Here is a 13,213-nt window from a genome sequence, read left to right as displayed (position 1 = left end):
CATTAAAGATTTTATTAACCAGACAAAATCATGCAGCCCTTGGAAAGACATATTACAACTTTTTCCAAAAGCTTCTTAGGAAACCAAACTAACCAATCAGGCATTGGCTTTACCCCTTTTGGTGGGTGCGCGGGTAAGCGGTCGGCAACTCTCCGTTGGTCGCTTAACAATGTGCTGAAATCCCGTCTGCGCCTGCCAATAGGGGAGCCAAACCTATTCCAACTACTCAACGACCTTTCCCAAAACCGTTATCGGAATATCATCAAAGCTCCGATTTAAACTGGACGCATCCCCCCAAGATTCGGAGTAATCTTCTTTCACTAACATATAATTAACCAAACACAAAAATGAACGTTTTTTTACGTATTGGGCAGGCTATGCCCCATATCAAGCATGCAAATACAACCTACATAAAGCAATCCCGACGGTGCGATTCCGCATCACAAAAAGAGTCATGTGTGCAGACGCCGTGCGGCAGCGTTCCACGCCCGTGGAACCTGCCAACGCGGCTACCTTTTTCCATCCATACAATCGCCCCCAACCTATTTCTATTCCAAATCAAGGCCCCTCATGGGCCTTGTTTTTTTTACGTAAGTGCTAACCAGAAGGGAGGGGCACAGTGAAATACCTTTCCTTCTTATTCTTAGTCATCATCGCCTCTAACAAAGTATACGGACAACAGACCATCACCCTAAGAGGCGTTGTCAAATCTGCTACGGATGGGTCACCCCTCATCGGTGCTACCATACAGATCGTGGATAGCCCCACATCCACCAAGACAGATGATGATGGCAATTTCACCATTACCACTAACCAACAAAAAGGGCAACTCCGTATCCAGTACCTTGGCTTTAAAGTCACGGATGTGAACTTTACTTCATTTCAAACAGCACCGTTCCAAATTGATTTAGAACCCGAGGAACGTATGATTGAGGAAGTGGAAATTTCCACAGGATATCAAAGGCTTTCATCAGAAAGGACTACAGGTAGCTTCGTGCAAATTGATAACGAATTGTTAAATAGAAGCCTTTCAACTGATATACTAAGTAGACTCGATGGGGTAACAAATGGATTACTATTCGACAAAACTGCTTCATATGCTGAACCGCAATTGAGTATACGAGGGCCAAGCACAATACATGCCGATGCAAGCCCCTTAATAATATTGGACAATTTTGAATATAATGGAGACATAAGGAATATTAACCCAAATGACATTGCTAATGTCACTGTTTTGAAAGATGCCGTAGCTACTTCTATTTGGGGTGCAAGAGCAGGGAACGGGGTAATCGTAATCACCTCGAAAAGCGGACAATTTAACCAACGCCCCAATATTTCGCTAACTACAAATATCTCAGTAACCCAAAAGCCGAATCAGTTCACTCGACAACAATTAAGCAGTTCAGACTTTATCGATTTAGAGACTTTCTTATTCAGTCGGGGTCATTATTCGTATGCCTTAACGGGGCCTGAAATGCCGAGTGTAACTCCTGTCGTTTGGATGCTTGAGCAACGAAGATTGGGAAATATATCATCCGGAGATTCCTCTGCGGCAGTTGACGCTTTTAGGCAATTGGATGTCCGTAATGATATATCAAAATACTTCGATCGTAATTCGGTTGCACAACAACATGCTCTTTCCGTAAACGGAGGTGGGCAATACAACAGATACTACGCCTCAGTAGGCTGGGATAAAAATCTGAATAACAAGGTTGGTAGCGGTTTCGACCGTTTAACCATGAATTTCAATAACACTTTTTCATTTATTAATAATAAACTTGAAGTCAGCACTGGGCTTATATACACTCAATCGCAAGATGATGACAACACGCATGGCTTACTTGTTAATTATCCATATGCCCAATTAGCCGATGCAGATGGCAACAGTCTGCCCATAGCAAGGTATAGGCCGTCCTTTATAGATACTGTGGGACAAGGTAGATTACTGGATTGGAATTACCGTCCACTGGATGAATTGGGTTTTGCGGATCAGACGGTCAAAGCCACTGACTTGAAATTCAACGCCATCGCGCAATATGCGTTATTCCCTTTCCTCAAAGCCAATGTACGTTACCAATATGGTCGCGGAAACTCCAACAGGAGAAACCATCGAAGCCAGGAAACTTTCTTTACCCGTGATTTGATTAATCAATTTTCTTCAATTGCTCCTAATGGACAGGTAAGTCGACCTGTTCCCTTGGGAGGCATTTTGGACCTAAGTGCGGGTAATTACGAAGCACACCATCTTAGGGGGCAATTAGATTGGGATAAGGATTTAGGACTACATTCCATTAATGGCATTGTTGGCGCGGAATTAAGCAATATGGTTACCCAATCAAACAGCAACAGATTCTATGGCTATAATGCAGAACGTGAGACAGTAGGTAATATTGACCCAATTAATTTTTATCCAAGTATAATAACCGGTTGGAATACTCAAATCCCAACTTCGCAAAATTTGCAATATTTAACTGACCGATTCGTGTCTTTTTATGCCAATGCCAATTATACATTTAATAACAAATATAATCTCTATGGAAGCTTCCGAAGGGATGCATCCAACCTATTTGGTGTTGCTACAAATCAAAAATGGACACCACTGTGGTCAGCTGGGTTTTCATGGAAAGTCTCTGATGAAGGCTTCTATAATCTAAATTGGTTGCCCTCGCTTAAATTGCGCTCTACCTACGGTAAAAGCGGAAATGTGGATAGAAGCGTTTCGGCCTATCTAATAGCAAGTGCCATCCCCATATTTAATGATTATAATCAGCCAAATTTACGAATTGGGAGTCCAGCAAATCCAAACTTAAAATGGGAAACCATCGAAACGGTAAATGCAGCTTTAGATTTTTCAATTTTGAGATCAGGGAGGATTACGGGAAGTATAGAACAATATTGGAAATTAGGCAGCGATTTAATGGGGGATGCTGAAATGGCTCCTTCAAGTGGCAGGGTCACCTTTCGGGGTAATACAGCATCGATGGCCGGACATGGAACGGATGTGACCATAAACAGCCAAAATTTATTAACTAAACTAAAATGGACTACAACAGCATTGTACAGCTACACGTGGAATAAAGTTACACAATACTTATTAACGCCCGCTAACGTCAATAGTTACATGCTTGGCGCTTATGCCGAAGGTCGACCAATTAATGCAATTTTTGGATACAAATGGGGGGGGCTTGACGGCACTAACGGTAATCCCAATGGATACTTGGATGGCGAAATAAGCAGTGATTACACCGCTATTACCTCATCTACGGATATTAATGATTTAGTTTTCTTTGGTTCTACAAGTCCAACGCATTTTGGAAGTATTCGGAATACATTCGATTGGAAAGGTGTCTCTTTTTCATTTAATGTCCTGTTCAAATTGGGCTATTATTTCAGAAGGAATGGCTTGGACTACTCGCAGTTATTTACAGGAAACTATGCTTACGGTGATTTTGAAATGCGGTGGCGACAACCCGGCGATGAGCTTCATACAACGGTGCCTGCAATGGTATATCCAGCAATTTCTCAAAGGGAAACGTTTTACCGTTACAATGAAATACAAATATTAAATGGGAGCCATATAAGGCTACAGGATGTTAGATTAGCCTATATCATTAACCGCAACAATTTCCAAAGCATTCGTTTTAAATCGTTGCAGTTGTTTGCGATAGCAAGCAATTTAGGGTTACTATGGAATTCAAATAATAAGGGGATTGATCCCGAATCAAGAGACATTGCTGCACAATACACCGTATCCGGAGGGCTGAGGTTAGAATTTTAATACCAATTCACACAACGATGAAACTAAAAAGAATTTTTACTTTACTAATAGGCGTGATTTTTTTTTCATGCAATGACTTTCTTGACATAGTTCCCGATCGGTCACTTACCGTTGTTACCAAAATCGAGGAATATCAACAATTATTGAACTATGGATATATTTACTCTTCCGCTCCGGGTATCTCAGAATTAAGCACCGACAATGTATACCTCACGCCTGATATATGGATTTCCGGAACCGAAGTTAGACGAAATTCCTACATATGGGCCGACGACTTTTACGAAGGTAGTTCTGCTCCTTTCTCTACATTTGATTGGGTGGAACCCTATGACCGAATCTATACCGCAAATGTAGTTTTGGATGGCTTGAAGGATTTAAATGTTAGCCAATCCGAATCATTAATTTACAACGAAGTAAAAGGACAAGCACTGTTTGTTAGGGCGATATATCATTTCTTTTTACAGGAAATATATGGCATGCCATATAAACCCGAATCGATAGGTTTGGATTTAAGTATCCCCCTCAAACTTTCGTCTGACCTCACACAGTCGGTTTCGAGAGCAACTGTACAGGAGGCTTTTATTCAGATCATAGGCGATTTGGAAGAAGCTAATAATCTTTTGGCTGTTGATTACCAAGCCCAAAATAAAAACCGTGCATCTAAGGCTGCTGTACATGCATTACTAAGCAGGGTTTACTTGGCAATGCAAAATTATGAGCAATCATTGTTTCATTCAGATGAGTGTCTTAGCAAATACGATAAATTGTTAGATTTTAATCAACTAAGCCCTTCATTCAACTTACCATCACCTGATAACGGGGAGGTATTATTTAAAATTGCGCAAAACAGCCATATCTTGGCGGTGAATCCCATAATTGATGAGGCTTTGTATAATTCCTATGATGAAAATGACCTTCGGAAGAATGTTTACTTTCAGTTACACGAGGCAACAAACACACAACGAGTAAAAACCCTTTATACCGGAACAAGAACTCCATTGTCAGGCTTGGCCACTGATGAAATATATATTAACCGTGCAGAATGCCGGGCGAGATTGGGTGATATAGTTGGCGCAATGGATGACCTGAATAAATTACTTATCAATCGGTATGAAAATGGGCTTTTTGTCCCCCTTGAAACTAACTCACCCGAGGAGGCTTTGGAGCTGATACTTCGGGAACGAAGAAAAGAATTGCTTTTTAGGGGTACACGTTGGACTGACCTTAGAAGACTTAACCAAGATCCTAAATACGCGGTAACAATAAAAAGGAACCTAAATGGCGTAGAATATACGCTCCATCCTAATAGTCCGAAATATACATTCCCTATCCCACTAAATGAGGTTGCGCTAAGTGGAATACCTCAGAATGACAGGAGTACGGAAAACATCGATTAATCATCAGCTATTTAAATAAGTCGAAAATGGCAAAGCTTGCTTTATTTCCCATCATACTGATAATACTTGCTATTGAGGCAAAAACAGGATTTTCAACTGAACTTTTTAGTAACCGTGTAACAATTACTGTAAATTTTGAAGAGAAGGAGTACTTACAGGACACTTTCGTTCTTCGCTATTGGAACAGTCTTTTAGGAGTATCCGTTGCTGAATACTTACCATACGAGGAAAGTTTTGCGCTAAATGATTCAGGAAGTTTCAAGTTTACAATAAATCCCCAAAACGATTTCGGCTATTTTTGTTTAAGTAAAAAGGAGCAGGGTACTGATAAAAGCCTGCTCTATTATTATCTATTTGAACATGGAGACGACATCACGATCACCATGAAAAAAAGAGATGCTTTACTTCCGAAAGCCTATGCAAAAAGAAACCGTGAATACTTTTCAGGATTTAAAAACTTTAGCGAGTACACGCCTGAATTTAAAGGTAGGGGATTCGCAAAATATCAGTGCCGATTTAGGATGGATAGTCTCTCATACGTTTCAGAGGATTCAGGTATACTCACATCAGATTATGGGTTTTTCAAAGGGAATAGCCATGATAAAATAAAAGATGCTTGTCTCGAAATTTTATACGACTACCGACATGAGCTTTCAACGCTTGCTTATTCGCTATTGAAATCCGATATTTATGGAAAACAAGAATTGGATAAGTATTGGGAATTTAAATGGCTTGTCCTTTCAGATTCAACTATGGAAAACGGTTTTCCCAAGTTGAAAGAAATCTTCACTGAAGGATTTTCACCACTCAATGACGACTTGCTGCTACAGAACATCCAATTTCATTCCCCATTTTACTTGGAGAGCCTAATCGAATACCATAAAAACCTATTACTTATTCAAGGACTTAAAAAGCCGGAATCATTATACGATAGCATTTCAAATAAGTATTCCGCTATAGAACGCGAACGATTGCTTTGCCTACTGTTACTGACATACCGAGATAAATTTGAAAATCAATTTGCTTTTTACGACGAGATTTACTCAGGCGTCACAGATGATGGTTTGAAAGGGATTTTAAAAAATTATTCATTAAAATTCTTAAAAGGATCATCAGCATTCCCCTTTAAATTTACCGATTTGGAAGGGCATGAAATTGAATTGGGTGATTTAAAAGGTCAAGTATTGTTGATTGATTTTTGGTTTACAGGTTGCCGTGGGTGTATCACGTATTTTCAAAATACATTATCCCATGTCGAACAGTCGTTTAGGTACAATGATAAAATCAAATTCCTATCAGTATCTATTGATAAAAACGTCAATACTTGGATTAAGAGTGTAAATAGTGCCTTGTATTCTTCAAAAGAAACAATCAATGTTTTTACAAATGGAGAAGGCACATTGCACGAGTTTGTTAAGTACTACAATATAAATATATATCCAACGATTTTGATTATAGATAGCAAAGGCAATTTAGTAGGGATTTACAATGACCGACCGCCCAAAGACCAATTGATATCAATTCTTAATTCCGTAGAATAATATTCTCTAATTAAAAAGTGGCAAGAGGAAGTTAAGGTCTTCAACATCTTCTTGCCACATTACTATGCAACTTTATCGCCTTATGCTCAAGGGATAAATGGGCCAACACCATCTGTGTTGGTGACCTGACTCTTAGGGACGATAAATACTCCGGCTTCAGGCTCAGTCACAGCGGCAGTATTAACTGTACCTGTACACGGAAAGCTTGCGGTTCCATTACAGCTACTCGTTGAAACGGCTGACGGCGTAACCCGCCAATGAGTTGAGCTATAGTCTTCCAATATGCCACGGGTTTCCTGAAACGCAGCTTTTTCAGAAGGCTCTACTTTTTTAACAGGGACGACTTTTTTCACCGGTGAAAAAGCAGACAAAATAAGTCCTAATGTAAGCATGCTAACCAAAGCGAACAAATTCACTTTCTTTAATAACTTAGTCATAACATTTTTTATTAATTGAAGTATAAAATACTTCGGTTTTTTCCGTTCCGACCTTGAGACCTAATCATCACGGATATTTATAATTGTTTCTCACAGCGCAGGGGAGGTCTTTAACCCTGCATTACGTTTTTATTCAAATTCTTTTCCTCTAAATTTTTATCAGAATTTTTGTTAAACCATAGGTGTCTCATTCGTTTTGAGGGGTTCTTAGCTGCCCCGTATCTTTCAATCCAAATTCCAAGTATTGCCAATGCAATAAACAGGATATTGAGTGCCACTTGCCAGCCTAAACCAACATTGTCTAAAATTCCCCCGTAGTTGAGTTGCCCATCGACAGCTACCCTATCCATAACCAGGATTAAGTAAACATTGAAAACCACCAACAAACTGAATGAGGCCCAAAAACCAATCAACCTTGTGTGTTTGTAAACCAGTAAAATTATGGTGATAATTAGGATGGCGGGAATAAGCCAAGCCAAGATGCCAGCAGCGTTTTCCGAAAAAACATTCTTTAACTTTTCACTTAGTTTCTGTTCACTATTAAAAAGCTGAACATAGACCGCATAAAAAAACATTATGGCAATCAAGCCCGATATAATATTCAACCACGTTCCCTTTTTCATTGTCTTTTCAATTACCCTTTGATTTACATCACAAAATTAGGTTGATATTCAATCCGCAGGTATGACATATATGGCACATTTTTGGGCCAAAATTGAAAAAAAATGCATGCTGGAAGCATGTAATACCAGATAGATCAGGCATAAAAAGGAATATTTATACTGAAAATTAAACAGATGAAAAACGGAGAGGAAAATAAATGGATTAGGCTTTTTCGCGAAACACCTTTTTCTCACCGTTCTTGATGCGCATAAAATGCCGGAGACTCAGGCGAGTCGCAGAAGCAAGCACGTCATTGGGAACGCCACCGACCAATAGCTCATCATGGCCCACCACACCCCCAAACCTCGACTCCCCACGTGGCAAATGCGAAACCGATGCCCAAAATATCAATTCCTCAATGATGCAGTCATAAGACTTCATCAGCAACGATAACGAAGCACTCAGCATTTCAGGCCCAAGTGATATGACAGCATTGATGTCAAGGACATACAACTCAACGCGGGTGACTGATTCCAAAAAAATATCAGGTGGAAAACCGCCGGAGAAATTAAGCGGGGGTAGGGTTTTGCCCGGCCCCAAGACACAAAGTGTATGGTCTTCAAAACTGTGGTGGAAATAGCCGCTAAGGTATCCCGACGATATAATACCGAGATTATCCCATGAACCACGCCGAAGGGACAAATCCATGCCACGGGGCATGCGCTGTAACCTGAATAATGGCAAAAGCTGCTCGTATACAGCAGCATCACAACCAATATCGGAAAGCAGTTCCCCAAGCGTCTTCATGTTATTCAACAGGTTTTCATGGCCTTCAACAATAGAATAGGATAAAGGAAAACAAATGCAACAACATTGTCAAGTGGCACATTTTTAGGCAAAAGTTGCCACCTATAGTGAAAAACTGTGTAAACGGCATCAAAAAGCAAACAAATAGGTGGCACCTTTGTAAAAAAAATAAATTGGACATTCAGGCCAAAATTGCTTTATTTTGTGTTGGATGAACAGCACACATCCACAACCAGGGCAGTTTACCCGCAATTGCCCGGCACCCATGAAAGGAGAGTATCTAAGTGACGGGAGATTTAATGAGGCTTACCAAGTTTTTGGAAAAATATGGCAATGCCACCACTGCCCATGTAGAGGTACAACCGGACGACAGACAATCCCTTTATGAAGTACTCGACTACCTGCCAACGAAATTAGAGCAGCGCATATCGGATTCAACAACCAACGAAGCATTAGCCATCTTCATTCGGCAGACACAACTGCAACTCACAGCCAGAGCAGATACGGCGTATGCCGCTTTCCTTGAATACAGTAAACGCGGTAGCCCCTTAGCATCAGTATTTGCGGAAATAAACAGCAAGCTGATCAGTGTGCTTAAATACCTATACAAGCACTATGCAGACCATTTCGACCATTCGCTTGCGACCCCGGAAGGAATGCCACGGGAGCATATAAGCGATGGCACGGAAGTCATCGAAAAGCTGAAAGAAATAGGAGTTGACAAAGACTTAATCGAATTGGTCAACGAACTGCTTTACGACGAACAAAGTACCGACCCCGAAAATTCCACATGGGCACATTTTCATTACAGGGGCAAACTTGCCAGCCAGCTCAACACCACCATCGGCCAACACAAAAAAACAGGAGAAGATGCAACAATCTCAATCATCGAAAGCCTTGTGTGCTGCAATGTAAATAAACTCGGTTTCTACAGGTACATGGTATCTTACATCGACCGGATCACGGCTACCAATACGACATTCGAGGAAAAGGAAGAACAACTGGAAGCGCTGCTCAAAAAAATGGAACGGGTACGCATTACGCCAAAAATGGCCTACCATACAAAACCGGGACATATCCGGGATTATTTTATAGGGTGCATCATGTCCGAACTCGACAGATTAAAACGAAATCGGGACTCCGCCAACCAGCAACGGCGGGGGCCAAACGACAACAACGGAAACAGTTTTTATTTCAGCGTGTCCACCACGATTGAAGGGCTTCTGCTACTCGCGTGGCTAATGACTGAGGTAGGCTTCATCAAAACGGCCTTGCACTCCCGGCTATATGCATTCATCAGCAACCACATCCGCACCGAAAGGACGGACAACCCCTCGATAAAAAATATGCAAAACCGCTTCGGGCCGGAACACGCTACATCCAAGACAGTAAATAAAATCCGCGCGGTGCTCACGCAAATGATAAGGATACTCGATGACCATTTTGGCCGTCCGAAGAACAAATAAACACCTGCCAACTATCAGCCATCTTCCAGCATGTTGAGCAATCCATGCGCATTCATGTAGCGCACCAACTCATTGAACCAGCAATAATCAAAACCCTTCATCCGTGTCAGTTCAACCCAACCACGGTCGGTCATCTGACGGATATTATCAAATCCCAATTGCTTGCTTTTACGAATGAAATCGGGAGACAACCCGTGAAGTTCCGAAAGGGGCGAATCCAATATTGGATGCCGACAAGGTAACATAACCATCCCAAGAATATTTGAGAGACACAAGCCCCTTCAACAGCTAAATTTTTTCCCCTAAAGTTTCACCAAAGATAATGCCCAAAAGCGAATTATAAAAAAATCAAAAAAAACAAGCATTTTATTTGCCACCTAAAAACCGCTTCTTTGCGTTAAAAAAGCCAAATTCGATGCATATTTAATAAAAAGATATGCCACCTATGCCACTTGACGGATGTTGCAAAAACCCATCTCTTTGCATAACCTATTTTCCGTTAGCACAAAATCAGTGCAGATTAAATTTACCGAAAAATGAAAAGGAGCAACACCGATGGAAAACATGGCATTTTTGGACAACCTATACCAGCATTTCGAGGATGAGATCACAGCCATAGAGGTAAATGAACCATCACCCGTATTGCGCATGAAGGATGCACACGGCTGCGTGGAGAAGTATATGGAAATCCTGAAACGGCACGTCACCACCAACCCATTCACGGAAGCGGAAGAAGAAATCCGGTTTTTCAAGCACATTAAACCAAAGTTTTTCCGGTGGCATATCTATTACCACGAAATCGCCACGCTGGAAACAGGGATGCCGCTTGAAGGCAAAAATGCCCAGACCACATACCTAAAACGTGAGCTATCCCACATCGAACGGTTTTTCAGGCAATACCAATTCCAGTATCAGTATTTCAAAATGGACGCCAGTGACCTCGATGAACTTTACTTCATACGTGGAGGCCGTCACGACAGCGCGCTACTCCCACCGGGGCCGGAACCGGAGCCGCAGTTTTCCACCTATGCAGACTACCTGTTTGCCAAATTCATGGCCTACGAAATGCTCCGAGAGCGCATCATCGACCGACTTTCCATGCTGAAAAAGGGGCCAGTCAGGCCAAGGGAGTTTGCCACAGGGAGAAAGATGGGCGAAATGCGATGGACAGGGGATACCATACACCTTGCGGAACTTGGATACGGGGTTTACCTCACACGCCAACTCAACGGTGGAACTGCCACGTTGAACGAGATTTTCCAATGGCTTGAAAATAGCCTGAATGTCACCATCGGCAAGCCATCCAAACGGTTAGCCGAAATGAAAGCCAGAAAACGGCTTAGCCCCACAAAATATACCGACGAAATGCAGGATGCAATCCGCAATAGAATAACCCGTGACGACGAATACCGCCCCGGACAGGGAAAATAACAGTACTTGCATCAATCAACCTATTCCTAAACCACAAACAACCCAGCCACTTACCTAAAATCTTTGGGTACTACCCAAGAGTACCCAAAAGAGGCGCGCAATCCGTGGGAATTTTGCTTCCGTAATCCGGTGCAATGGAGTACCGGAAAAACGGAACGACCATGTTACAGCAATTCACCTGGGAACATTTCCTAATCGCGGCAGCGGCCATCACGGCAGTATGGTACATAGCCGTAATCCTGTTATTCTTCCGAATGGAAATAGGCCGCTTATTCGCCGGAAAACCGAAAGACCAACGTACGGAACCTGAACCACCGGAGCCACCCGACGAAGAGGAAGATAACCCGATAGGCAGCGTGTCTATGCCGGAAGGCATGGAAAACATAGACCCGGATGACCTTACGTTCGCCCCCAAACGAGACGCGGAAAGCAAGACACAGATGCTCGGCACCGTATCCGACTTCCTTCAGGAAATCAAGCTGCTCACAGAGGTGCTGAAGCGTGAGGAAGGGGATAAAGTGGCTTTTCATCAGATGTTTACCATCCTCAAAGCAAGATACCCTGCCATCCGCGAAAGCGGACGGCTCGAAACGCTTACCAGCTACCTTCAAGACCACCTGCCCTTTACGCTCACGGAGGAAGAAAAACAACACTTATGGGATTAGCCAACAGCAACAAAAACAAAATAATCAGAACCAGGAATATGAACACGCAACCAACACAGAAACGGAAAATCCTTGCAGGCAAACTTTTAATGGCCATTACCTGCATCACCTACTATATCCTCTATGGCATTACCGCAGCATGGGCGCAGGATTCAGGCGATGGCGACGCGGGAATACGCGAAGCCACGGACAGGGTACGCGGATACTTCGACACAGGCATTGACCTGATGTATGCCATCGGCGCGGTCGTCGGCTTGGTCGGGGCGGTCAAGGTCTTCAACAAGTGGAACGCAGGAGAGCCGGACACAAGCAAAATCGCCGCAGGATGGTTTGGAAGCTGCATTTTCCTTGTCATCGTGGCCACCGTATTAAGAAGTTTTTTCGGCATGGGCTAAAGGGAATACGGGCATGAAAAGGGAATTACCGGATTACATCATCGAAAGTACAAGATTCTATGTGGACATCCTGAACGATGAGCTACGGCAGGTATCAGACCCCACCAACCGGATACCGTTTGATGCCATGACGTTCAAAAACGGGCAATACGAATTTGACTTCGACAGGGCAACCAAAAGCATTTATCACGGTGACCCCGCCGCGAAACCGGAAAGCGTGGTCACTGTCAGGATGCCGCATCCCTACAAGCTCGACCCCCATATCATGGAAAGAATACTTGAAAAACGAAACGACCGACATCATGACACAACCGTGCAGACCGAACAACGGCAATTGGAAACACTGAAACGATAACACAAAATGGCAACGATATACCGCATCAATAAGGGCGTAAATAAACCCATCGAGTTCCGTGGCCTGAAAGGACAATACATCGGCTACCTCGCCGGAGGACTGGTGGGGCTGCTGCTGCTCTTTGCCGCTATGTACCTGATGGGTACGAGCATGTATGTATGCCTTACGGTCATTGTATTGCTCGGCTCAGCGCTGTTCATCGCAGTAAACCGACTCAGCCACCGATTCGGTCAGCACGGCCTGATGAAATACTTCGCGGCCAAGCAAATGCCCGCGTACCTTAAATTCCGGTCAAGACGGTTATTCACCACATTGAAAACAACAAAACGCTGACACCC

The 13,213-nt window shown here is 42.7% G+C and carries 13 protein-coding genes; 9 read left to right on the top strand and 4 right to left on the bottom strand.

Features of this window, described 5'->3' with window-relative positions; all coding sequences use genetic code 11:
- Window positions 1-619: 619 nt before the first annotated feature.
- The 3 genes from BMW65_RS01580 to BMW65_RS01570 are packed head-to-tail and all read left to right on the top strand — an operon-like array spanning window position 620 to window position 6,716.
- The gene (locus tag BMW65_RS01580) at window positions 620-3,778 is read left to right on the top strand and encodes a SusC/RagA family TonB-linked outer membrane protein (RefSeq protein ID WP_090602229.1); all 3,159 of its coding nucleotides are present in this window, start codon (window positions 620-622) and stop codon (window positions 3,776-3,778) included.
- A 17-nt stretch (window positions 3,779-3,795) separates the two neighbouring features.
- The gene (locus BMW65_RS01575) at window positions 3,796-5,175 is read left to right on the top strand and encodes a RagB/SusD family nutrient uptake outer membrane protein (protein ID WP_090602228.1); all 1,380 of its coding nucleotides are present in this window, start codon (window positions 3,796-3,798) and stop codon (window positions 5,173-5,175) included.
- Between the two features lie 26 nt (window positions 5,176-5,201).
- Window positions 5,202-6,716, top strand: a complete 1,515-nt coding sequence (locus tag BMW65_RS01570) for a TlpA family protein disulfide reductase (protein WP_090602226.1) — start codon at window positions 5,202-5,204, stop codon at window positions 6,714-6,716.
- Window positions 6,717-6,802: 86 nt separating this feature from the next.
- Here BMW65_RS01570 and BMW65_RS01565 read toward each other — a convergent pair whose 3' ends face one another.
- The 3 genes from BMW65_RS01565 to BMW65_RS01555 form a co-directional block, all read right to left on the bottom strand.
- The gene (locus tag BMW65_RS01565; protein WP_090602225.1) at window positions 6,803-7,153 is read right to left on the bottom strand and encodes a hypothetical protein; all 351 of its coding nucleotides are present in this window, start codon (window positions 7,151-7,153) and stop codon (window positions 6,803-6,805) included.
- 110 nt (window positions 7,154-7,263) lie between these two features.
- On the bottom strand, window positions 7,264-7,776 hold the full coding sequence (locus BMW65_RS01560; protein WP_090602223.1) for a MauE/DoxX family redox-associated membrane protein: 513 nt from the start codon (window positions 7,774-7,776) through the stop codon (window positions 7,264-7,266).
- Window positions 7,777-7,978: 202 nt separating this feature from the next.
- Entirely contained in the window at window positions 7,979-8,563 is a 585-nt protein-coding gene (locus BMW65_RS01555) for a cyclic nucleotide-binding domain-containing protein (protein ID WP_090602222.1), read from the bottom strand.
- 299 nt (window positions 8,564-8,862) lie between these two features.
- Here BMW65_RS01555 and BMW65_RS01550 point away from each other — a divergent pair, with 299 nt between their 5' ends.
- Entirely contained in the window at window positions 8,863-10,029 is a 1,167-nt protein-coding gene (locus tag BMW65_RS01550) for a hypothetical protein (protein WP_143053766.1), read from the top strand.
- Window positions 10,030-10,043: 14 nt separating this feature from the next.
- Here the strand turns inward: BMW65_RS01550 and BMW65_RS23805 are convergent, their stop codons facing one another.
- Window positions 10,044-10,280 (bottom strand): hypothetical protein, encoded by a 237-nt coding sequence (locus BMW65_RS23805; RefSeq protein ID WP_143053765.1) that lies wholly within the window; start codon window positions 10,278-10,280, stop codon window positions 10,044-10,046.
- A 304-nt stretch (window positions 10,281-10,584) separates the two neighbouring features.
- On the opposite strand from BMW65_RS23805, the gene BMW65_RS01545 reads away from it, so the two are divergent.
- The 5 genes from BMW65_RS01545 (at window position 10,585) to BMW65_RS01525 (ending at window position 13,208) form a co-directional block, all read left to right on the top strand.
- A complete protein-coding gene (locus BMW65_RS01545) occupies window positions 10,585-11,460 on the top strand; it encodes an RteC domain-containing protein (RefSeq protein ID WP_090602218.1) in 876 nt (291 codons plus the stop codon).
- 161 nt (window positions 11,461-11,621) lie between these two features.
- Window positions 11,622-12,125, top strand: coding sequence for a hypothetical protein (locus BMW65_RS01540; protein ID WP_143053764.1), 504 nt, complete (start codon window positions 11,622-11,624; stop codon window positions 12,123-12,125).
- A 38-nt stretch (window positions 12,126-12,163) separates the two neighbouring features.
- The gene (locus BMW65_RS01535) at window positions 12,164-12,520 is read left to right on the top strand and encodes a DUF4134 domain-containing protein (RefSeq protein WP_218145317.1); all 357 of its coding nucleotides are present in this window, start codon (window positions 12,164-12,166) and stop codon (window positions 12,518-12,520) included.
- A gap of 13 nt (window positions 12,521-12,533) precedes the next feature.
- Complete coding sequence (locus BMW65_RS01530; RefSeq protein ID WP_090602216.1) at window positions 12,534-12,875, top strand: hypothetical protein; 342 nt, start codon at window positions 12,534-12,536, stop codon at window positions 12,873-12,875.
- Between the two features lie 6 nt (window positions 12,876-12,881).
- On the top strand, window positions 12,882-13,208 hold the full coding sequence (locus BMW65_RS01525; protein ID WP_090602214.1) for a DUF4133 domain-containing protein: 327 nt from the start codon (window positions 12,882-12,884) through the stop codon (window positions 13,206-13,208).
- Window positions 13,209-13,213 lie beyond the last annotated feature (5 nt).

The organism is Parapedobacter koreensis, assembly GCF_900109365.1.
Taxonomy (GTDB): Bacteria; Bacteroidota; Bacteroidia; order Sphingobacteriales; family Sphingobacteriaceae; genus Parapedobacter; species Parapedobacter koreensis.
Note: the sequence above shows the minus strand (reverse complement) of the source record. Positions and strands in the feature narration are given on the sequence as shown.